17 protein-coding genes are annotated in these 22,573 nt (G+C 46.0%); 6 read left to right on the top strand and 11 right to left on the bottom strand.

Going from position 1 to position 22,573, the window contains the following annotated elements; all coding sequences use genetic code 11:
* Positions 1-176: 176 nt before the first annotated feature.
* The gene (locus MHI06_RS01075) at positions 177-2,960 is read right to left on the bottom strand and encodes a glycoside hydrolase family 3 C-terminal domain-containing protein (protein WP_340400131.1); all 2,784 of its coding nucleotides are present in this window, start codon (positions 2,958-2,960) and stop codon (positions 177-179) included.
* A 673-nt stretch (positions 2,961-3,633) separates the two neighbouring features.
* Here MHI06_RS01075 and MHI06_RS01070 point away from each other — a divergent pair.
* Entirely contained in the window at positions 3,634-4,314 is a 681-nt protein-coding gene (locus MHI06_RS01070) for a PBECR4 domain-containing protein (RefSeq protein ID WP_340400130.1), read from the top strand.
* Positions 4,315-4,435: 121 nt separating this feature from the next.
* On the opposite strand, the gene MHI06_RS01065 is transcribed toward MHI06_RS01070, so the two are convergent.
* From MHI06_RS01065 to MHI06_RS01025, 9 genes are all read right to left on the bottom strand, one after another.
* Positions 4,436-5,524 (bottom strand): low temperature requirement protein A, encoded by a 1,089-nt coding sequence (locus MHI06_RS01065; protein WP_340400129.1) that lies wholly within the window; start codon positions 5,522-5,524, stop codon positions 4,436-4,438.
* 249 nt (positions 5,525-5,773) lie between these two features.
* The gene (locus MHI06_RS01060; protein WP_076333492.1) at positions 5,774-6,730 is read right to left on the bottom strand and encodes a ring-cleaving dioxygenase; all 957 of its coding nucleotides are present in this window, start codon (positions 6,728-6,730) and stop codon (positions 5,774-5,776) included.
* Between the two features lie 132 nt (positions 6,731-6,862).
* Positions 6,863-7,090, bottom strand: a complete 228-nt coding sequence (locus tag MHI06_RS01055; RefSeq protein WP_076333539.1) for a DUF896 domain-containing protein — start codon at positions 7,088-7,090, stop codon at positions 6,863-6,865.
* Positions 7,091-7,341: 251 nt separating this feature from the next.
* The gene (locus MHI06_RS01050) at positions 7,342-8,376 is read right to left on the bottom strand and encodes an SPFH domain-containing protein (RefSeq protein ID WP_340400128.1); all 1,035 of its coding nucleotides are present in this window, start codon (positions 8,374-8,376) and stop codon (positions 7,342-7,344) included.
* 46 nt (positions 8,377-8,422) lie between these two features.
* Positions 8,423-9,175 (bottom strand): TPM domain-containing protein, encoded by a 753-nt coding sequence (locus tag MHI06_RS01045; RefSeq protein WP_340402027.1) that lies wholly within the window; start codon positions 9,173-9,175, stop codon positions 8,423-8,425.
* Between the two features lie 44 nt (positions 9,176-9,219).
* A complete protein-coding gene (locus MHI06_RS01040) occupies positions 9,220-10,251 on the bottom strand; it encodes a TFIIB-type zinc ribbon-containing protein (protein ID WP_264934806.1) in 1,032 nt (343 codons plus the stop codon).
* Positions 10,252-10,287: 36 nt separating this feature from the next.
* Positions 10,288-10,992 (bottom strand): PspA/IM30 family protein, encoded by a 705-nt coding sequence (locus MHI06_RS01035; RefSeq protein WP_340400127.1) that lies wholly within the window; start codon positions 10,990-10,992, stop codon positions 10,288-10,290.
* Between the two features lie 204 nt (positions 10,993-11,196).
* On the bottom strand, positions 11,197-12,150 hold the full coding sequence (locus MHI06_RS01030; RefSeq protein WP_340400126.1) for an alpha/beta hydrolase: 954 nt from the start codon (positions 12,148-12,150) through the stop codon (positions 11,197-11,199).
* A 109-nt stretch (positions 12,151-12,259) separates the two neighbouring features.
* Complete coding sequence (locus tag MHI06_RS01025) at positions 12,260-12,478, bottom strand: hypothetical protein (RefSeq protein WP_340400125.1); 219 nt, start codon at positions 12,476-12,478, stop codon at positions 12,260-12,262.
* 230 nt (positions 12,479-12,708) lie between these two features.
* Between MHI06_RS01025 and MHI06_RS01020 the strand changes: the two genes are divergently transcribed.
* From MHI06_RS01020 to pdxA, 4 genes are all read left to right on the top strand, one after another.
* Positions 12,709-14,391, top strand: coding sequence for a PrpR N-terminal domain-containing protein (locus MHI06_RS01020; protein WP_340400124.1), 1,683 nt, complete (start codon positions 12,709-12,711; stop codon positions 14,389-14,391).
* Between the two features lie 167 nt (positions 14,392-14,558).
* On the top strand, positions 14,559-15,545 hold the full coding sequence (locus tag MHI06_RS01015) for a 2-keto-3-deoxygluconate permease (RefSeq protein WP_340400123.1): 987 nt from the start codon (positions 14,559-14,561) through the stop codon (positions 15,543-15,545).
* 95 nt (positions 15,546-15,640) lie between these two features.
* On the top strand, positions 15,641-16,936 hold the full coding sequence (locus MHI06_RS01010) for a four-carbon acid sugar kinase family protein (RefSeq protein WP_340400122.1): 1,296 nt from the start codon (positions 15,641-15,643) through the stop codon (positions 16,934-16,936).
* On the top strand, positions 16,933-17,934 hold the full coding sequence (pdxA, locus tag MHI06_RS01005; protein WP_340400121.1) for a 4-hydroxythreonine-4-phosphate dehydrogenase PdxA: 1,002 nt from the start codon (positions 16,933-16,935) through the stop codon (positions 17,932-17,934). The genes MHI06_RS01010 and pdxA overlap by 4 nt, the downstream gene beginning before the upstream one ends.
* A gap of 212 nt (positions 17,935-18,146) precedes the next feature.
* Here pdxA and MHI06_RS01000 read toward each other — a convergent pair whose 3' ends face one another.
* Positions 18,147-19,070: a helix-turn-helix domain-containing protein gene (locus tag MHI06_RS01000; RefSeq protein WP_340400120.1), complete on the bottom strand. Its 924-nt coding sequence runs from the start codon at positions 19,068-19,070 to the stop codon at positions 18,147-18,149.
* 199 nt (positions 19,071-19,269) lie between these two features.
* Between MHI06_RS01000 and MHI06_RS00995 the strand changes: the two genes are divergently transcribed.
* On the top strand, positions 19,270-22,440 hold the full coding sequence (locus MHI06_RS00995) for an alpha-mannosidase (RefSeq protein WP_340400118.1): 3,171 nt from the start codon (positions 19,270-19,272) through the stop codon (positions 22,438-22,440).
* The last annotated feature ends 133 nt before the right edge of the window (positions 22,441-22,573 follow it).

Raw genomic sequence — 22,573 nt, 5'->3', positions numbered from 1 at the left:
CCTGACCCCATTGTTCAGAACTACGAATCTCATAACACTATCATAACAGTAGCTATTCTGTGTTACAACAAAGGACACCTGCGTACAGTGTCCTTTGTCATATACCCACGTATTCTGCTTTGGATGACAGAACAACCTTTCGATTGCTCTTACCACCTGATATTTCCTATTATCTTCTACACCTGCTTGAATTCGATCCAGTCAATCTGGAGGCCTGGTTTCGTGAAGTCCAGTTTCAATTCATACAGTCCTGCTTCAAGATCTACTTTAACAAGTTTCTGTCTGATCCATTTACCTTCCGTACCATTCGTTTGAATGGTGGTTACCAACTGGTCATTCAGGAGCAGGTTACATGCACTTTGAGCGAGTTCCGGCTCAGGGGACATGATCTGTACGATAATCCGATAATGGCCGGCCTCGTCCACTTTCATGTAGACGGGTTCAGCTACTTCAGGTTTCACCTGTGCGTTCTCAACCAGTGCCTGAGCTTGTGCAACAGATAGGGATGCATTCGCTTGGAACGAAGCGACGTTCTCCACTATCTCGTGTTTTCTGCCGGACACCGGTGCATTCATGATGAACTTGCAGATGTTGATCGCCGAGCGTTGCAGCTCTCCGCGCGTGAGTGTTCCATTTTCCAAGGATTCAATCGTGTTATCGTCCCAGCCATTAATCTCTGCGCCGTAGTTCGGTACAACCATGTAGAGATCATTCTGCGCACGAATCATCCAGTTGGTGTATTTGCGATCAGCTTCTCCACCTTCGGTCACATCATTCATAATCGCCCACCAGTCGGTCATTACGATTCCCTCGAAATTCCATTCGCCACGCAAAATCGTGGTGTTCAGGTCGTAGTTTGATGCTGCCCAGTGTCCGTTAACCGGGTTGTAGGAGGTCATGATGGAGTTTGCTCCGCCTTCTTTTACAGCGATTTCGAACCCTTTCAGGTAAATTTCACGCAGTGCACGTTCGGACACAACAGCATCTACTTTACTGCGGTGTTTCTCCTGGTTGTTGCAGGCAAAGTGTTTCAGTGTGGCATTGGAACCACCCTTCATGATACCTTTCGTACATGCTGCGGCAAATACACCCGAGATCAGTGGATCTTCGGAGAAGTACTCAAAGTTCCGGCCATTAAGCGGGCTCCGGCGGATATTGAGTCCAGGTCCGAGCAGGGTATCCACCTGATTTCTTAGCAATTCCTGTCCTTCCATCACATACAACTCTTCAACAAGATCCTTGTTCCATGTCGCCGCAAGCAACGTACCAATGGATACCTGTGTTGCCTTTTCGCCACTATCCATACGAATACCGGACGGGCCATCTGCCGTACATGCTACCGGAATACCGTAGTTAAACAGGCTGTCGCTGACACCACCAAATGCAGATGCCGTTCCCGAAGTAACGAGCGGGCTGCTCATGCCTTCGCCACGGATAATTGCCGCCAGATCCTGATCGCTCAGTTGAGCGATGAAGGCTTCCAGACTCACTTTTCCAGCCTTAACGTCACTCAGCTTGTGGCCCTGGTTACCTGTCTGCTCCAGCGTTTGCGGGAGATTCTGCTCGATCCGGTTTGCCATGGATATCTTACGTTTCGGTACTTCTGCATAAGTCAGTTCATACGATCCATCTTCCTTGCGCGTACCTGGTTTCATACGTGTAAAATCTTCAGTTGGGGCCATCGCTTCTTGCAATTGCTCCACCAATTGAAGGGATTCAATCACATATCCATCCTGGCCATCAATGCTGATATGCTGCACTTGTTTCACACTCGTTCCTACATGCAGTCGGTATGTGCCTTCTTCCAATACGTATGCGGAAGCAAGACCTGTAACACCTGCATCATCGTAAGATGCCATGGCATGGATCGGGAAGCTGATCGTCAAAAGTTCTGACTCGCCCGGCTGCAACAATCCTGTTTTTCCAAAATCCACTAAAACCTTCACCGGTTGTCCCAGTTTGCCTTGTGGTGCTTCATAATAGACTTGCACAACCTCTTTGCCCGCATATGTTGTACCGGAGTTGGTCACATTGACACGAACTTCGATGTAGGTTTCGCCATCTTTGGTTACTGATTTTGCTTCTTCGTGCTGAGCCAAAAACGTCGTATAAGACAGGCCGTAACCGAATTCAAACTGAACACGCTCAGGTCGAAACGTTTCGAAATAACGATAACCTACATAGATATCTTCCTGATACAGGTTCTTGAACTCATTGCCGTAGTTGCTTGTCGAAGGGTAATCTTCAATGGAATATGCAATCGTATCTGTCAGTTTACCGCTTGGTGTAACGTCGCCCGCCAGCACATCAGCAATCGCGTTACCACCCTCCATACCGCCATGCCAGGAGTAAATTACGCCTTGGATCGGATGTAGATACGTTTCGTTTAACCAGCTCATGTCGATGATATTCGAGACATTCAGCACAACAATTGTGTGTTCAAATTGCGAAGTAACTTGCTTCAACATCGCTTTCTCATCTTCTGTCAGTTGGTAACTTCCTGCCGCATCCGCATTATCCTGATCTTCCCCCGCTGTACGTCCAATCACGATAATGGCTTTGCTAGACTTACTTCTGGCCTGTGCAACCAGTTCATCCGTCAAAGGCATTTCTTTCTGATTCCATGGCTCGGCCGCCCATACTTTTCCGCCATCATCAAATGGATTTTCCTCAATCCACTTCTCATAGACAGCTGCAAGCTCTTCATTAACAGTAATATTCTTTTTGCTGCGAAGACCATCCAGCAGATTTGTTGTGTAGGCCACATGGACACTACCGCCTGAACCCGTACCACTGCGATAATAATTGACTTGAATTCGTCCAAAAACTGAAACGTTTTCGTTTTCGCGAAGTGGAAGCACTTGGCCTTCATTTCTGAGTAAAACGGCTCCTTCTGCGGCAACCGTACGACTAAACTCTGCAAACCCTTCCAATGGAACTCCGATTTGATGTGTGCTCAATGATTTCCCTCCTGATTGTCATCCCCATATCTACGAATGGCTATATATAAAATGAACTAACAAAACGTACACTCATTTTATAAAAAAAGATATTCTATGATCTGGTAGATTCACTTGTACATAGTCTCATATTAACAGATTCTATCGGAGAAATTAAATTAGATTTGTGCTTTTGAGAAGAAATTACCCTGACGTAAAAAGTTGTAGACACAATTACGCGGTTCCATGATATAAGAATACGCTCATTCAAACAATTATTCGTTGAGAATACAATAATTTAAGCATAATATAAAAAATTAAATTTGATAAACGTATGGATAAAGCCTCCTATTTCGTTGAACTACAAGGCTATTGTGGTATACTAGTGATATATACAAATTAGGAGCGCAATACGCTCACCAGGGCTGCAACTCTTGGTTCCACTCCGCAGTGGACTTTAAATAAGATGCGGAACAGAGTAGTTAGTTGCATAACACATGGTAATACGGAATATACTATATTTGGACCCTTAGGGTCACTGGGGAAGGCGACCCCTAGTTCCACTCCGCGGTGGACTTTAAATAAGACGCGGAACAGAGCTTTTAGTCGCCACCATATTGTAATTGTGAAGGCGCGGGTTCTATCTACCTAGCGTCTTTTTTAGTTTGTAAATAGAAATTGTGAGGGAACCTATATGCTCGAAAGGATATCACATGTCCAGGACTTACACTCACTAGATGTAAAACCAAGAATAGATCAGATTAACCTAAAATTGCTTCTCGACTACTACATCAGCTATCTATTACCTTATCGATTTACATACCATTTGGAAGATGGCTCCATACTTCACTTAGATTTTAACAAAGAAAACTTCTGTCACCTTGTAGGCTTACAAAGTATTGTCAATAAAACTTTGAAGGAACGCGCAGCTTCAAAATATAGGGGCATGCCAGGTTTCAATGGTGTAATGAACGGTATAATTACGTTTGAAGATTTAAAGAAGAAAAACAAGGGTGGATTCAATAGTGTAAAAAGTAAATTAGTTAATTTCCATCTCATTCCCAAGCTACTTATGTCTTCAACACAAGTCGTTTACTACACTCAACCTGTTAATAATATTAATTGTGCCCTATTGATATTTGATGTCTATCACAATGCCTATATCCATCTTGGAATAGATAAAATAGTGGAAGGAACATATGTAGCAAGAACGTTTCTTATCGAACCGATAACACAAAAAAATTCGGGCACTACTTTCATTGATGGTCAAAAAGGACCCATACCCATTGTTAAGACTTTAAAAACCTTAAGACCCGATACACAAGTAACAGCCTCTACTGCTATCACCATCACTGAATCATCAGATAACTATTAATGGTGGCTCATCTGGGATCGATTTCAGGTATAAACTAAATAAACGTTCTCCGGTATACTACTGGAAAACGTTTATTTAGTTTGTTTTGCTACCTAGAAGGTTATAGAATTCCTTTGATATATCAAGTCGTAAGTTTCGCATACACCAGGAAGAACAACATGTCTTCGCCCATGATGACATAGCTTGGAACTCGATAGACCAGATCCACCAGTACAAATGCCACCAGTAGTCCTACCATCACCGCCAGATGACGCGGGCCGAGTCGTAGATGTGCGTGTCTGTAACGATGGAACACAAGTGAGGTTGACAAGAAATACAGTAGCGCTGATCCAAATACAAACCCTATCATGAACACATAGTTCAACTGATTCTGATACAACAGCTGAATGGACGCGGCGATCATACTCATGGAGATGTAGATGAATAGATGGCCGTATATGATCGCTTGCCCGGCAGTCTGAATCTCTTTACTGACCTTTTTCTCCACGTTGTCGAAGTACTGCCACCACATCGCAATGACAAATATGGACGTAAAGGCGGCAAACAAAATCGATTTCATATCCCAATGATCGGCTTGCAGCACAGCGATAATGCTTACCACCGATTCACCCAGCAGGATAAGTGTAAAGAGTGCGAAGCGTTCCAACAAGTGATGGGTCTGAACCGGTACTTTCACCAGATTTTTCCGACCGATCAGCGGAAGCACAATGTCTACCGCAATCCCCACATACAGAATCAAGTAGCGTAACCATGAATCGAAAAACAGTGAACCTGATGAGATTAATATCCCAATAAGGAAACAGATGCCCAAATAACGAGCGGCTTGCTGTTGATGCTCGCCTTTTGACTTGTGAGCCGTCAGATACTGAATCGCCGTAAATGCCCGTGAACCGATATACCCGATGAAGAAGGACAGGTAGTATTGGTCAAAATGGGTAGAGAGGCTAGCCGTCATGACCATCACGGACAGAAGCTGAAGGATGAGGAATATTCGATGGATCAGGATGTCCTGACCATAGCGGTTAATAAACAAGGTCTGACCGACCCATGCCCACCAAACAGGGATAAAGATAAGCACAAATTTCATTAAATATTCAAACGTAATTACTCCGTGTTCGGCATGCAACAAGACATGGCCCGCTTTGGAGACCGCTGCTACAAAGAGCAGATCGTAGAACAGCTCCAGCCAGGTAACCTTTTTCTCCATCATCCTTCAATGCTCCTTTGGTTATTCTCATAATCTAACGTCAGCTATATAAGTTGAACTAAAGATGATTCACACATACACTCCGATGACAGAATAACCCTCCAATCGCTGTTATCCCCAGATTGTTTTGATTCCCTTTTCCTAAGGGAAAATCCGGGGATAAAGGCGAACGCTTCGCTTTTTCAGGTTTTTTCTGTCCTCTCCGTTATTGTGCAAATAGATAGTTCAACCTATATAGTAATAGAACTCTTATTAATTCGCAGCTGTAGCAGGTACGAGCGTTCTTACAACAATCGGTTGCAGATTGTCCTCAATTTGTGGACGGTATTTCTCAAACCACTCAGGCAGCATCAGTTTTTGTCCAAGCGAATCAGCAGGTTCATCTTTGGCAAAGCCCGGAGGATCTGTAGCAATTTCGAACAGAATGCCACCAGCTTCTCTGAAGTAAATTGCGTTAAAGTACTGACGATCCCGGACTGGAGTCGGTTGGTACCCGTAATCACGTACAGCTTCGCTCCACTGTGCATGCTCCTCATCATCTTTTGCGCGCCATGCAATATGGTGCACGGTTCCTGCGCCGCCCATACCCAGAGGTATACGGGTCACTGGAACATCTACGACATTACCGATATCCCCGCTGGACCGGAAACGAGCATACTCTTCATTTTCACTCACTCTGACAAATCCCATGATTTTCTCAAGAGCATCCATCGTTCTTTGCGGATTAACACTGAACAGGACAGCGCCGCCGAAGCCTTTGATCGCTTTATCGGTTGGAATTCCTTCATGCGCCCAAGTGCTGGTTGCTCCTTCTTCCCGTTCAACAAGCTCAAGCCGCAGGCCTTCGCTATCTTCGAATTGAAGCAGCTCTTCATTGAAGCGACTTGTTTTGGTTACCTCAATGTTATACTGTTCCAACCGGTTCTGCCAGAAGCCAATCGACCCAGGAGGAATGACATAGGAAGTGATGCCGACCTGACCTCCGCCAATTTTGCCCCGTGGTGATCCAGCCGATGGGAAGAAGGTAATGATGGTACCTGGGCTTCCGTGTTCATCGCCAAAATACAGATGATATACATCAGGTGCATCGAAGTTGATTGTTTTTTTCACGAGACGAAGTCCCAGAACTCCGGCATAAAAATCAACGTTGGCCTGTGGATCGCCTGCGAAAGCTGTAATATGGTGAATACCTGCTGTTTGAATAGTCATGATTAATTCCTCCTTGGTTTGGTAAGCATGTTTTAAATTAATTAGGTGTTAGAGATATTTGAGTTAGTTAGTTGATTTATAGTTAGTTTGTATTATCTTTAAATTAAGATATATGGTCTAGCGAATAATATGCTAGTCGTTATTTTGATTGGCCTGTTCTTGTTTCAATTTATCAGGAGTCACGTCATCGCCGTTTGGATCATAGATGGTTGCATTCAGCAGAATGTCGTTGACCGAACCGCGAAAAGTTTGCAGATATTCCTTGCGAAGACGAGCCTGTTCCTCTTTCTCCATCTCCGTCAATCCGCCCTCTTTGGCTTTTCTTGAAAGTTCATTTATTCTGGTCAATGTTGGGATCATCATCTTGATCTCTCCTCATATAATGGATTAAAGATATTTGTTCTTGGCTGTTATTTATATTTAAATTAAATATCTTAAGTTAAAGATAAATGATTTGTGATCGGTTGTCAACTCTTTTATCTAAACTAAATTAAATGAACTTGCTTCCCGCTCTGTGTCATATTGCTTCAACTATGCACTCCACAAAAAAAAGGGCTAGCTCCGCAGTAATTTCACTTACTACGAACCTAGCCCTACATGTATTTATTTGATTAGCCCAGCTTTTGACCACAATTTGGACAGAAGTTGGCTCCTTCATTTTTGGCTCCACAGTTCGGGCAGAAGTTTGGCTTCTTGTTGCCTTCTGAGTTACCTGAATCACCGTTGCTATTTCCCGCTGGCTTCTGGTCGTTATTTTGATTCGAAGACGAATTGGCATTGTTGTTCTGATTCTGGCCTTGGTTCTGGTTCATGTTTTTCATCATTTCATTGGCCATGTTCATACCCATCATCATACCAGCCATATCCGAGGCCGCGCCGCCGCCCTGCACTTTACCGGATGAGATGCCGTCTGTCATGCTGACCTGCTGATACTTTTGCAGATTACCAATCATCTCATGCGAAGCGGTCTTTGTAATCATATCTTGAATCTCTTTCGGATAATTGAAGCTCATCACCTGGAAACCGGTAATCCCAATGCCGATATCCATCATCTGCATATCCAGATCTTCCTGAATACCTTTGGCAATATCCGATGCATTGGCCTGCAGATTGAACATATCCTTCCCTTCGCGGCTAATCCACTTCATTAGAAGCTGATCCAGCACGGAAGTGATTCGGATTTTGACATCCTCCACCAGATAACTCTGCTTGATGCCTGCAATCTTATCGATCAGGGTCACATAGTCACTTACTTTGAAATTAAATGTTCCGTTGGCCCGAATCGGCATCCCACCCGGGAGTTGTGGTGTTGGAATCAATACAGGGCTTTGCGTGCCCCAGCGCACGGTGAACTCTTTCGTATTTACAAATAGTACTTCGACCCGCATGCCGCTGTTGAATCCAAATTTGAATCCTTTTAAGGTAGAAAGAAACGGAATGATCTCCGAATCGATATTGAATGATCCTTCGTCCTCGAAAATGCCTTCCACTTTACCGTTATTCAGGAAAATGGCGTCCTGACCGGAACGGATAATGAGTTTACTCCCCTTCTTAATCTCCCGGTTACTCCATTTCCAAAATATCATGTCATCTCTGAACTCTTCCCATTCCACCACATTCGAAAATTGATTTCTGAAAAATCCCATACTCGTTCGCATCCCTTCTATTTAACGTAATCCGCATACTCCGTTACTAAAACGACCCTCTACTTCCACTGTGTGAATGACCGCCTCGTGAGGTACCTCCACCGCCGCCTCCGCCACCATTGTTATTGTTCTTCTCGATTTTGCGCTTGGTTACGGTTGTACGGATGTAACGATCCTGACGATCAATTACACTGGAATTGCTTGAATCCTCATAAGTCGCACGATTGACCGTGACACGCCCACCGGAACGATAGGTCATCATACCAACAACAATACCGCCAAGAACCACAGATACTCCTAACTGAAACCAGCCGTTGAACAAAATATTGTTCGGATTCACACCGGGTTCATACCCCATATATTTGTAAGAGAGCTCAATGTATTTCTCAAATGCGAGTTTATAATCTCCACTGGACAATTCAGAGGTAATTCGGGTACGGATAGCATCAAGCCGCTGATCATTCAGATATTCTTTTGCCTTATAAAATCCAGCCAGATACACTTCGCGATTATTCATATCCATCGTCAATATGACAGCATTACCAAATTTCTTATCGTATCCTAACCCCTGCTCATCATAAAAATCCTCAGTTAGGAGCATAACATCCTTATTCTCAACATTATTCGTTGTATAGATAACAAAGTCCGTCTGCCGTTCCGCGCCATACTGATTCGCAAGTAGATTCAGTTCACTTATCTCCTGCTCACTCAGCAGGTTGGCCTCATCGTAGATGAGATTTTTGCTCTCCGCTGCGGATGCCGATGACATGGGAATCAACGGAGCAACAAGGGTGATCATAAGTAAAATGAGCGTAGCCATCACGGCCAAAGGGGTTCTTTTTCTCATAAGAATCCACCTCCCATCATCCAGGAAACCAGCTTCAGTGACAGCAACGAGACCGCAGAGACTCCTGCGAACCATCCGGCCACTTTGGCTTTGCTGATCGGTGGTTTGCCGACCACTTTACCTGTCTGACCATTCATGGCAAAGGTATACTGTGCACGATTATAGTCATAGTTGACCATCCACACCGGGAGCAGCACATAGTCCGCATGTTTGAGCGTGGTATCAATCTGTTTGTCCGTGTAGCTCACGCTGCTATAACCGGATACGGTTGAAGCAATATAAGAATCAATGTACGATCTCGTTTTATCCTTGGCCCGTGGAAAAAGTTCCTCGTCTGTATAACTGTATTTTTCCGCAATATACCCCGCCAGATACGGGGTCTTGAACAATTTCAACTGATTATATGGAAAAGGCTCGAGCTTATCCATCAGTTCATCCTTCATTTTCTCCGATGCATCAATGGGCAGATTCACGTAATTCAGCCGAATTCGGCGGTATATATCGAAATGCTGTGTTTCCGTGTAATGGTAGTCACCCTGGGTATAGGATCTGACCTTGGTGCCACGACCATGCACTTCGATTTTGTTATGTAACTCGTACAACCAGAACGGCACGTACATGCCGGTAATGCTCTGAATCCGATCGGCGGACATGAATCCACTTGGCGTTAAGAGGCCGTTTTTGCACCACTTTTTGAAAGCCTGCTTGGCTTGATCCTTGTTAATGGAAAAGGGAATCACCATCGCAGGGGCCAGATTGCCCGTCAGCCGATCACTGAGTACAACCGCTGCACCGCAGAAACTGCATGTCGTCGCACTGGTCTCCGGCTCTGTCACAATGTCAGCTCCGCAGCTATTACAGTGGTATTCCTTGACCTCATTTTCCGTGAACACTTGTCTCTTCAACGGATCTGGGATCTGCTCTATGTTGTCTTGGCGGCCGCAGCTGGGACAGGATAATGCACCTGACACACTGTCAAAGATCATGCCACTGCCGCAGTTCGGACATTTATATTCGATTACCGGCATCTGCTCACCTCAATGTTAACGAAATGGTATAACGTATTACTTATTCTTCAGCTTCTCCTGGATCGCTGCGAGTTCTTCCTCCGCACTTGGCGACGTACTCTCATTATTACCCGCATCCGCGTTCATGTCTCTCTCCAACTGGGCAATTAATTCGTCCAAATCATCTTCCTGTGCTCCAGCGCGTAGTTCCGCCAAAGCCTCTGCTTCGTTCAGCGCCTGGTTCGCCTTATCTTCCATGGCCTTCAATGCGGCATCAGCTCTGCCCGTAGATGCTTTCCGTTCATTGGCCTGTTGCTGCGCTCTCGCATCTGCCATTCGACCTTTCAGTTCTGTATGCCGCGCTTCCAGTTGCCCCAGATCGGCAACCAGTTTATCATTCATATGCTTCATCATCTTGGCTTTGGCGGAAGCCCGTTCATAAGCAGCCTGCAATTCGTTCAATTTGTCAGCCAGCTTCACTTTCTTCTCCAGAAAACCACGTGCCTTGTCTTCGTCTCCCGACTCCGCTGATTTCTCCGCATACCGCTGTAACTTTTTGACCTCGGCACTACACTCATCCAATGCTCGCTTCGCCCGGCTCTCATCTGACAGCACCGCTGCCGTCTCCGCTTTTACCTGACCCAGATCACTGCTCAGGCTGCGCATATACTCATTCACACTCTTCTCCGGGTCTTCCGCCCGCGACAGCATGTGGTTCACATTGGCCTTCATCACGTCTCTAAACCTCGATAAGATTCCCATGACTTGTTCCTCCTCCGAAAAGTTCATATGTATACTATAATACATGAATACGGCGACATACGTTTCACATTTCACGATTGCAAGTGGAGTTATTACGATCCAAATCCATACTATAACAACGCAATATAAGAAAAGACGAGCACTTATAGTGTCACCTCATAATCCAAAAATCCTCTCCTAATTCTGAGTATCTTTCTTCCTAGATCACAGTCCTTTGATGAATAGCGCACTTTCCTCTGCAATCCGATCTGGATCCGTATTATGTAAGTAATGACCACCATTTAAAACCTGATATTGTCCCTTCTTCACAGACTCGATATAACGTATTAGGTACGTTTGCCAATTCTCAAGCGGTAACTCTTCACCATTAGATATGAAAAAATACATCGGCACATCCGGAATTCCCTGTGTGGCAACTTTTGCTGCATTCTGTTTAATTATGTTGACTTCATCATTCATATTCGATGTCTGCGTATTCTTGTAGAATAGCGCCCGGTAAAGTTCCTCTTCCTGCGGAGACAGGTGATTCTCCTTAATCGCAGCGGATGAATCCACAATCCCGGGGAAAAAGCGTGTAATCCCTATTCGTGCTCCCAAACCTGTCAGACTCATCATGCCTCCCGAGGGCAAAGGATATGCTTCATATACCTCTGGAATAGTAGGGTCCAATCCAATGATTGCCTTCACTTCGGTTGGATACTGTTGTGCCCAATATAATGCTTCAATGCCTGACATGGAATGTGGAAACAACACATACGGTGGATTCTGGCCTGCCAAAGTCAGAGCTGCTCTGGTTTCTTCCAATATCGTATCGATATCTCGTGACACCTTGGCCGTTTCACTGAAGCCGTAACCTGCCTTCTCAACTACAGCAATTTTGTATTGTTCAGACAATCTGGAGTAAAGTGCCTTGAAATCCAATACAGGAGCGGATGTACCCCCACCTGACAGAAAGACTAGCGTCTGTGACCCTGAACCTTCTGTATAGACATGCATTTGGTGATTATTCACGTTAACCATCGCACCTGGCGGCGACAGAATACTCAACTCACTTTTGAGTTTAATCGTATGATTCGTGAAACTAATTACAATGAACAATATTATGACACCCAATATTGCCAAGGCACCATATCCCAATCTCTTTAACACAATTCTCATTGGTTCTCCTCCAACATGAAATACACTTTTATTTATTTTACCATGTACTTTGGAAGTTATATGAGATCTAATCCTTTTCTCATCGCGCTCTAATAAATCATTACCTGATCTACGGCTCAACCGGAAGACTCTCCACCGCTGTGAAAAATACATCCAATAATTCAACGTTATACGTTTTAAGGACATATTCGGTTATTAACGCCACATCCTCTTCCCTCTGATACTCCAGACATGGACGGCCTTCACTCCACAGCACCCTGCACGGGAACTTTCCGACAACATCCTTAATGATGTGATCCGGCTCAGCTACTTTATGAATGTCTCCCATATGAAATCTCCTCATTTCTCCGCACTTATCGTGTGCAATTATCCATTAATTTTGAAATAGATAACGGTTCGATTCAGTGCACTTCATCACATTCAACTCAATGAGTTATGGCGACATACCAATTAGGCATTTTGCAGACATGACCGTGTTGGTTCCCCTTAAAGGTGCCATTCCTCCGCAAGTTGGCTATAATAAGGGGATCAATGATTTCTATAAAAGGCAGGAAAATTATGCGTACACGAGTTCACTTTATCGCTCCCTACGAATCGATGATTCCTATTATACAAGAGTGCATTCCTCGCTTTCCCCAGTTAACCATTCAGACGGACGTGGGAGACTTGGCAAACGGTGTGGAATTAGCAACTCGAGCTGAGAAAAACGGTGCAGAGATTATCATTAGCCGCGGCGGAACGGCCCAACTCATTAAAAAAGCAGTGACCATTCCCGTCATTGATGTGCAGTTATCGGGCTATGATATGATTCGTTCACTTACACTGGCAAGCCAATTTAACGGCCAAACAGCCATTGTTGGCTTCTCCAACATCACCTCTGGTGCACAATCGATTATTGATCTGATGGATCTGCCCCTCAAGGTCTATACCATACATAGCTCGGAAGATGTGGCACGATTACTCTTGGAGTTGAAAGCTTCCGGGTACCGACAGATTGTCGGAGATGTGATCACCGTCAACACCGCGAAGACCTATGGTCTGGAGGGATTGTTGATCCAATCCGGCCAGGAATCCATCCTTAGAGCGTTGGAGGATGCGCAGCTGGTCTACCGTTATTTGAGCAAAAATCATGCGATATCGATCATACTGAATGACCTGGTTACACGGGAACATCCGAATTTTCTTATTTTAAATGAACGGAATGAAGTCGTATTCGAGAACCTGACCGATTTTGAGCAAAATCCACTGACCGATAATCACATATATCTGACCAACACCAGTCTGGAGTTCCATCAATCCCAGATCCAGAATGTGTTCATGGTGGACGATTACCAGCTCACGGTTAATGCCTATGAAACGACTCTGGACAACAAGAAATACAAGGTATATATGCTGGAAAAAGGACAACCCTATGCCTTTGCACAATTCGGCATAACAACGTTTACGGACGCATCGATGGAGCCTATCGTTGCCGAATCCCCTGCCATGCAGGCGGTATTACAGAACATTCGAGCACTTTACGAGAATCATGAACCGATCTATCTGCGGGGCGAAGCAGATTCCGGTAAATCTTTTCTGGTCAAACATATTCATCAGATGTACTCCGGTGGCGGACTCTTATTACAGATGGATCTCTCGCAAGTTCCGCCCGGTCATTTGCACAAGATACCACTCGCCAAGGTTAGAAATGTAGAGATTAACCACATGGAAACACGTATGGAAGATCCTGAGTTGCTCGCCTTTATCCAGAGCTGCCTTCAAAACCAGATTGGGGTGTTTATACTCGGGGAACAGACCTTGAACCCACAGTGGTCTCTCGACCTGAAGCTTAATACGATCATGATGCCAAATCTTGCGGATAGACCAGAGGATCTGGCTCCACTGATGCAGCATTTCCTAACGGGTTACTACCAGAAATACGGAACTACTGCGGTGAGGATAAAAGAAGATGCACTACAGCTGATCCGGGATCAGATCACACATATGAACGTCAACCAGTTGAAGCATTTGATCAAGCAGGCTGCACTTAATGAACAGGATTATGTAATTACCACGGCTACCTTGTCCCGCTTGCTGGATCAGCAACCTGTTTCAAGCCAAATGAAGTTGAATGGAACTCTGAAGGACATCGAAAAGGAAGTTATTCAGTTCGTGCTTCAGGAGGAAAATAATAATCAATCGAAGGCTGCAGAGCGTCTGGGGATTAACCGGGCCACATTATGGCGTAAACTTAAAGATTAACTTTAAGTTTGCGTCTTTTTTTATCGCCTTTATGTGTTGCATTTTTAAACAGTTAAGTATGAATTTAAAATTTACAATAATTTATTGTTGCTATATTAAACGATATGGGATAACATATTCCCTGCAAGCGCTTCATAAAAACGATTACTTCATAAGGAGCTACTACTATGAACATTAAAGCAACTTTAGATCGCATCCCTGGCGGTATGATGGTCGTTCCCCTGCTACTTGGTGCTACCATTAATACATTCTTCCCAAATGCCCTGCGCATTGGCGGATTCACGGAAGCTCTCTTCGTTAACAGTTCCAGTACGTTGATTGCACTGTTCCTGTTGATTGCGGGTACACAGATTACGTTCAAAACAGCAGGTTCATCCGTCGGCAAGGGTGTTACCTTGCTTGTCGTCAAGTGGGCGATCGGTGCAGCACTTGGTCTCGTTGCCATTTTGTTTGCCGACTCAAGCGGGTTATTCCTGGGTCTGGCCCCACTTGCCATTATTGCTGCAATGACCAACTCCAACGGCGGTTTGTACATTGCACTCGCTGGTCAATACGGTAAAGAAGATGACAAAGCAGCCTATCCGTTCCTCGCGCTTAGCGATGGTCCATTCCTAACCATGGTAGCGCTCTCCATCTTCGGTGCGATGGGCTTCGCCAATGGCATGTTCTCTCCTATGGCATTCGTTGCTGTATTGCTTCCGCTCATCGTTGGTGTCATTATTGGTAATCTGGACCGCAATCTGGCGGAGTGGCTGCACAAAGGCAGTGACAAACTTGTTCCGTTCTTCGCATTCTCACTGGGTATGGGAATTAACTTCTCATCGATTATCCAAGGTGGACTTGGTGGAATCATGCTTGGTGTTCTGACCGTGCTTCTCACAGGCGGAATCGGTTTCCTGCTCTTTAAAGCCATCGGCTGGAATCCCATCGTTGGTGCCTCCGAAGGTTCAACAGCCGGAAATGCCGTAGGTACACCTGCTGCCATCGTGGCTGCTAATGCTTCATTTGGACCTATTGCTGAGATTGCAACAGTACAGATTGCCGCGAGTGTTGTTACTACGGCCATCCTGCTACCGATCTTCATCGGGTTCCTCTCCAAACGATTGGAGAAATCAGGCGGAGTCGAGAAATACAATCAACGACCAACCATATAAATGGTTTTCACCTGATTTAATGTGCTCAATCTATGCTTAATGGATGATCTGAACGGACTTTTACTAAATTGTGCTTACAAAGGAGGGATGACTGCATGAAATTAGCCATTATTGCAGATGATTTGACCGGTGCCAATGACAGCGGGGTGCAGCTTGCCCGTCATGGCTTGAAGACCAGTGTTCTTTTTAATATGGATGAGGAGCCTCTTACGCGTTACGATGCCGTCGTCTTTGATACAGATAGTCGTTCCATATCCCCGCAGGAAGCGTATGACCGTGTATATCGTGCTGCTGAATTGCTGAAGAACAATGGATTTGAGACGATTTTCAAAAAAATGGACTCCACCATGCGTGGAAATATCGGTATCGAGATTGATGCTGTATATGATGTCGTAAAACCGGACTTTATGATGATCGCTCCGGGCTATCCGAAGAATAACCGTACCATTCTAAAGGGTGTTCATTATCTTAACGGCATTCCGCTCGCGGAAACCGAGATTGCGAATGATCCGAAGACCCCCGTAACTCTTTCCTACCTTCCGGACCTGCTGAAACAGCAGACGAATTATGAGGTGGGCGAAATTACGGTTGCTGATCTGGAGGTTAGCCAAGACCATATTCAATTGAAACTAGAACAGTTTAAGCAAAATAACATTCCATATGTACTCGTAGATTCCACAGAAGAACGGCAACTGGAGATGATCTTGCAGATGACTCGCGGGCTGGATTATACCTTTGCCTGGGCGGGGTCTGCTGGCATTGCCAACTACCTCCCTGCTCACTACGAGCTTGAATCCAAGTCCGCCGAACTCACGATACCGGAGAATCCCGGTCCGATTCTAACGGTGGTTGGCAGCGTAAATAAAAACTCCCGCGAGCAGTTGTATCGCTTGCTGCGCCAATCTAAGATTGCATCCGTTTCTTTCCACTCCTTCAAGGCTGTGTCTGCATCAGCAGACCGAGCTGAGGAAATGGAACGTGTGTATGCAGAGGTAAGATCCAAAGCGCTGGAAGGACAAGATGTTGTCCTCTACTCCACCGCTGAACAGGTGGATATCGAACTGGCACGGGCAACGGGCGAAATTCGCGGTCTCAATCACACGGAAGTCAGCAATGAAATCGTACTCGCGATGGGTGAGATCTGTGCCAGACTGCTGGAAGAGGGACTTTTCAAGGGGGTGTCTATGACTGGTGGCGATACGGCAAAACAAATCTGTCTGAAATGGAATATTAGCGGCTTCGAGCTGCTGGATGAGCTTGAAATCGGTGTGCCGATCTCCAAGTTTATAGGGATTGATGATCTGCATGTGATTACCAAAGCAGGCGGATTCGGCAAACCCGATGTCTTTATCCATGCGATTCAAAAATTAAAAGGGGGTATTCTCGTATGAAACCTACAATTGGAATTACAATGGGCGACGCAGCAGGTATTGGACCGGAGATTATTATGAAAGCACTGGGTCATCAAGAGATGTACGATCAGTGCAACCCACTCGTTATCGGTGATGCGAAGATTCTGGAGCGTGTGTTGCCAGTCATCGGCTCAAGTCTGAACGTCAACGCTATTCAAGAGCCTTCCGAAGCCAAGTATGAATTCGGTACTGTGGATGTGATTGATCTGAATCTTGTTCCTGCCGATCTGGAATACGGTAAAGTATCTGCCGTGGCTGGAGATGCAGCATTTCAGTTTCTCGCCAAAGCCATTGACCTTGCCAAAAAGCAGCAAATTCACTCCATCTGTACCGCGCCTTTGAACAAAGAAGCTTTGCATCAAGGAGGACACCTGTATCCGGGGCATACCGAAATTCTGGCTGACCTGACGGATACGCAGGACTTCTCAATGATGCTGACAACGCCTAATCTGAGAGTCATTCACCTGACAACACACATGGGTCTGATCGATGCCATTGCGAGTATTAATCCGGAAAGAACCTACACCGTCGTGAAGCTTGCTCATGATACGCTGAAAAAAGCAGGCTTTGAGAATCCGCGCATTGCCGTATGCGGAATCAATCCTCATGCCGGAGAGAACGGTTTGTTCGGCAACGGAGAAGAAGAAGAGAAGCTGCAGCCCGGCATTGATCGTGCGCAGAAGGAAGGCATTAACGTCGTTGGTCCACTCCCGGCGGACACACTCTTCTTCCGCGCTGGTCGCGGTGACTTCGATATCGTCGTAGCCTGCTATCACGACCAAGGCCATGCGCCGATCAAAGTGATGGGCATCGAGGAAGGCGTAAACATCACCGTTGGCCTGAAAGGCGGTATCATCCGTACGTCTGTCGACCACGGTACAGCCTTCGATATCGCTGGCAAAAACATCGCCGATGATAAAAGTATGCTGGCTGCCATCCGCTCCGCTATTGAGCTGGCGCCGAAGGGTCAAGTATAAGAGTAGCCGTCATACAGGCACATGAGAGAGTGTGTGAGTCTGGCCAGGAGGACCATCTCCAGGTAGACGTATCTTTATATAGAAGGAACAAGGCATTCCCTTTGTAACTCAGAGGGTTTGCCTTTTTTTATATCTTCCATTTTATTTGGCAGTCGCCATTCATGCAGCACATCTTTACTATACGGATATCTCCATATCATCTTTGTCTTCAGTCAGCGCTCAGGTCTACCCAAGGATATCACTTCACGCTCGCTCTGCCATTGTCTGCTTCGGCGATAGGTACTCGGTGACATGCCATTGAGTTTATTGAAGATGCGATTGAATTGCGAAAAGCTGGCGAAGCCGCACTGTGCCGCAATATCGGTAATTTTTTTGGTAGAGTTCAGGAGCATTTGTTGGGCGTTGCGAATTCGGGTCATCTGAATATACTCGGTGAACGTAAAGCCTGTGACTCTGTTGAACTGACGGGATAGATGATGGGCACTCACGAAAAACCGTTTGGAGATCTCTTCAAGTGACAGCTCATTCTGATAATGGCTGTGAATATACGATGCAATGGCATACATCCGCTGCGACATAGACGAACCTGTCTCTTCACGAACGTAGCTATTCTCCGCTGAGTATCGATGGATTGTACAGAGAAACTCAACGAATTTGCTATGAATTGCAACCGAATGAAGTACGGAGGGATTCTGCGATAGAGCAAAGATTTCGTTTAAAGGAGCCATTACCGCCTGGCGCCGCTCTTCTGTAAATCGGAATATCGGGATTGGTTCATCAAAGATCGAAAACAGTTCTGTGTAACCGTTCTCAAGACCGGGTGTATTGCGCGGCATGGCAAAGGTAATCATTAAGCGTTTGGGTGGCACTCCCTTGGGATATTGCGTTTTGTGCAGTAAAGAGGGTCTCAGCAGAACGATATCATTCGGCTGAATCTCGTACAAACTGCCTTCAATGATATGTGCAGCCGTGCGATCCAGAAGAATACAGATTTCATAGAAATCATGAAAATGCTGAAACTCCATATTCAGTTCATGAGAGCGTTCATCATAATCCAGATGGTAAAAAAGTGAATCTCCAGGTTCGTTCACATGGATCGCATATCCCTGCTCGTATGCCAAAAACGATGGTGTCATGGACATGCCCCCTATCCCGATTCTAATGAGTTTATTTTAGCATGAAATGCAATAAAAAGACGTTATTTTCAGCATACAATACATAGTTTCGCCCATTTCTCTTTTGGTATGATAAAGTTGATATGTTAGCGCTTGCAGAATTCTCGCTCCAACAACGACTACAGCCTGTACTTACTACAAACCAAGGTGGGAAACCAACATGAAAATGAATTCCTTGTATACTCGGATCCATACCATTGTGAAACACTTGGAACGTGCACGACTGACCTCAAAGACATATATACCAGAGCTTTATCATAAAGAGAGTGGTTACCACTCCTGGGAACTGGTTCATGAGGACCCTTCCTCCTGGAACGTATTCCGTAAAGGTGATGGCTGGGGCGGTAAGGATGTACACAGCTGCTTCAAAACCAAGATTCGCATCCCGGATCATATGGAAGGAAAAAAAGTCGTTTGTACCATTGTCACCGGTGCTGATGACATCTGGAACTATGATAACCCGCAATTTCTGGCATTCCTCAATGGGGAACTGATCTGCGGTCTGGACGTGAACCATACGGAAATCGACCTGACACCCGCTGCGGTAAAAGGTGAAGAATTCGAACTGGCACTATATGCGTACTGTAGTACTTCGGCAGCGGATGTCTTTCTCAATGTATATATCGCTGAGCATCATCAGCCTGTCACGGATTTATATTACGATCTTAAGGCTGCGCTGGATGCCGCTGATCTACTGCGTGAGGATGATCTGGAGCGGCTGAAGCTGATCGAACATCTGAATCAGGCGGTAAATCTACTGGATTTGCGTCAGGAAAATAGTACTGCTTTTCATGCATCGGTTCTGGAAGCCCGCCTTTATATGCAAAATCATATCTACGGTGAAACTCGCCCTGCGGGTGATCACATCCCTACCGTTCACTGCATCGGTCATACTCATATTGATGTGGCGTGGCTATGGACACTGGATCAGACGCGGGAAAAGGTCATCCGGAGCTTCGCGAGTGTATTGTATCTGATGGACAAGTTCCCGGAGTATACTTTCATGTCCTCGCAACCCCAGTTATATGCGTACCTGAAAGCAGACTACCCGTCTCTCTATGAGAAAATCAAGGAAAAGGTAGCCGAAGGCCGCTGGGAGGCGGAAGGTTCGATGTGGCTGGAAGCCGACTGCAACCTGATTTCGGGCGAATCCATGATCCGTCAGATTATCTACGGAAAGCGATTCTTCAAGGAAGAGTTTGGCGTGGAGAACCGTGTTCTCTGGCTGCCGGATGTATTTGGTTATAGTGCAGCGATGCCGCAGATTATGCGCAAGAGCGGGATAGATTATTTTATGACAACCAAAATTGCCTGGAACGATACGAACCAGATTCCGAACGACACGATGTACTGGAGAGGAATCGACGGCTCTGAGGTATTAACGCATTTCATCACAGCGACAGACTATGACAAGCACCCCGATTTCAGGCAGCGCCGGTTCGAAACGACCTACAATGGAAGATTCAATGCATCCCAAGTCAAAGGCACATGGCAGCGATACCAGAACAAAAACATCAATGCAGATGTGTTACAGTGCTACGGCTTCGGCGACGGAGGCGGCGGTCCAACGGAGGAAATGCTGGAGCATGGCAGACGGCTTGAAAAAGGATTACCAGGCGTGCCGGACGTGAAACGTACTTTTGTACGCGAGTTTTTCGAGAAGCTGGAACAGAATCTGGACGATGTTCGTTCCGTTCCACGCTGGTCCGGAGAGCTATATCTGGAATACCACCGGGGGACTTACACATCGATGGCTCGTAACAAACGATATAATCGCCATAGTGAATTTGCGCTGGCCGATGCCGAGCTGTATTCCATGATTCATCGTGAAGCGAATGCACAAGCGGTCTACCCGACCGATGCACTGGAGCACGCATGGAAGCTGACGATGCTGAACCAGTTCCATGACATTCTTCCGGGTAGCTCCATTGAACAGGTCTATGTGGATTCAAAAGAGCAATATGAAGAAGTTCTGCGTGTCACGGATGAGCTAAAAGACAGCGCGCTGAACGGCATTGCGAGCAGCATTACGTCTGACGGCGAAGCCATTGTTGTATTCAATACGACCGGCTTCGAGCGGACGGATGTGGTTGAACTGCCTTCTTTTGCGAGAAAAGTAACGGTCTATGATGGTGATCGGCCTGTAGCGAGCCAGCGTACACCGGATGGTGGATTGGTATTTCTGGCTGAAAATGTACCGGCATCGGGATATAAAACCTTCCGGATCACGCCGGATGTAGCCGCTGAACTGGGTGCTGGCGTGTCGGTTGCACAGTGGGAATCGGAACAACGCCACATTCAGACGCCTTGGTATGATATTCACCTGAATGAATCTGCCGAGTTCGTATCGGTCTGGGACAAATTAGAGGGCCGTGAGCTGCTTCAGTCTGGCAAGCGCGGTAACGTGCTGCAAGTGTTCGAGGATCGACCTGCGGAATACGAAGCGTGGAACATTGACGATTACTATGAACAGCATATGTGGGAGATTAACGACCTGCAGTCGCTGGAGTGGGTTGAAAGCGGGCCAGTGCGTTCCGTGCTGCAAGTGAAGCGACAGTTCTTAGACTCTGTCATTGAGCAAACGATCATCTTTTATGCGCACACGCGCCGGATTGATTTCCGCACATTCGTAGATTGGAAGCAGGAGCATCTGTTGTTGAAAACCGCTTTCCCGCTGGATATCTGGAGTGAAAAAGCGGTCTATGAAATCCAGTACGGCAACGTTGAGCGTGCTACCCACCGTAATACGAGCTGGGATCAGGCACGATTCGAAGTATGCGGACAGAAGTGGGCCGATCTGGCAGAGAACGGGTACGGCGCTGCTCTGCTGAACGACTGCAAGTACGGATATGATATTCATAACTCGGTGATGCGACTGTCGCTGATCAAGAGCGCAACGTACCCGAATGAAAATGCCGACAAAGAGCAGCACGTATTCACATACTCCCTCTACCCGCACAAAGGGGATTTCCGTGAGGGACGTGTCATCCAAGCTGCTTACGATCTCAACCGTCCGTTGGTTGCCCGTGAGATTGCATCGCAAACCGGCACGTTACCTGGGGTGTGGTCACTCGCATCGGTTGATCAGGATAATGTCGTGCTGGAGGTTATCAAAAAAGCCGAGAACAACGATGATATGATCATCCGGGTCTACGAAGCACATGGCCGCCGCTGTCGGGCTTCCCTTCAGTTGCCTGAAGGATCAGGCTCCGTGGCATATGCCTGTGATCTGTTGGAAAATAACGAGGCAGAATGCGCCGTGGACAACGGCAGAATTTCTTTTGATATCAAACCGTATGAGATTCTAACCTTCCGGATTCCGAGAGCGTAGCGGGCACATTTACGGGTAAGTTATGTAGCCATAACCGTTCATATTATGAGTGCTTCTTGTCATTACTGACAAGGGCACTCTTTTTCTTTGTGACTATATAAGTTCAACTAAAAATTATTCACACTGATACTAC

Source organism: Paenibacillus sp. FSL H8-0079 (genome assembly GCF_037991315.1).
In the GTDB taxonomy this organism is placed as follows: Bacteria; Bacillota; Bacilli; order Paenibacillales; family Paenibacillaceae; genus Paenibacillus.
Note: the sequence above shows the minus strand (reverse complement) of the source record. Positions and strands in the feature narration are given on the sequence as shown.

What these genes read in the sequence shown, in the direction of transcription:
- MHI06_RS01070 (WP_340400130.1), top strand. Translation starts at nt 3,634, where the DNA reads ATGCTCGAAAGGATATCACATGTCCAGGACTTACACTCACTAGATGTA.
- MHI06_RS01065 (WP_340400129.1), bottom strand. Translation starts at nt 5,524, where the DNA reads ATGATGGAGAAAAAGGTTACCTGGCTGGAGCTGTTCTACGATCTGCTC.
- MHI06_RS01060 (WP_076333492.1), bottom strand. Translation starts at nt 6,730, where the DNA reads ATGACTATTCAAACAGCAGGTATTCACCATATTACAGCTTTCGCAGGC.
- MHI06_RS01055 (WP_076333539.1), bottom strand. Translation starts at nt 7,090, where the DNA reads ATGATCCCAACATTGACCAGAATAAATGAACTTTCAAGAAAAGCCAAA.
- MHI06_RS01050 (WP_340400128.1), bottom strand. Translation starts at nt 8,376, where the DNA reads ATGGGATTTTTCAGAAATCAATTTTCGAATGTGGTGGAATGGGAAGAG.
- MHI06_RS01045 (WP_340402027.1), bottom strand. Translation starts at nt 9,175, where the DNA reads ATGATCACCCTTGTTGCTCCGTTGATTCCCATGTCATCGGCATCCGCA.
- MHI06_RS01040 (WP_264934806.1), bottom strand. Translation starts at nt 10,251, where the DNA reads ATGCCGGTAATCGAATATAAATGTCCGAACTGCGGCAGTGGCATGATC.
- MHI06_RS01035 (WP_340400127.1), bottom strand. Translation starts at nt 10,992, where the DNA reads ATGGGAATCTTATCGAGGTTTAGAGACGTGATGAAGGCCAATGTGAAC.
- MHI06_RS01030 (WP_340400126.1), bottom strand. Translation starts at nt 12,150, where the DNA reads ATGAGAATTGTGTTAAAGAGATTGGGATATGGTGCCTTGGCAATATTG.
- MHI06_RS01025 (WP_340400125.1), bottom strand. Translation starts at nt 12,478, where the DNA reads ATGGGAGACATTCATAAAGTAGCTGAGCCGGATCACATCATTAAGGAT.
- MHI06_RS01020 (WP_340400124.1), top strand. Translation starts at nt 12,709, where the DNA reads ATGCGTACACGAGTTCACTTTATCGCTCCCTACGAATCGATGATTCCT.
- MHI06_RS01015 (WP_340400123.1), top strand. Translation starts at nt 14,559, where the DNA reads ATGAACATTAAAGCAACTTTAGATCGCATCCCTGGCGGTATGATGGTC.
- MHI06_RS01010 (WP_340400122.1), top strand. Translation starts at nt 15,641, where the DNA reads ATGAAATTAGCCATTATTGCAGATGATTTGACCGGTGCCAATGACAGC.
- pdxA (WP_340400121.1), top strand. Translation starts at nt 16,933, where the DNA reads ATGAAACCTACAATTGGAATTACAATGGGCGACGCAGCAGGTATTGGA.
- MHI06_RS01000 (WP_340400120.1), bottom strand. Translation starts at nt 19,070, where the DNA reads ATGACACCATCGTTTTTGGCATACGAGCAGGGATATGCGATCCATGTG.
- MHI06_RS00995 (WP_340400118.1), top strand. Translation starts at nt 19,270, where the DNA reads ATGAAAATGAATTCCTTGTATACTCGGATCCATACCATTGTGAAACAC.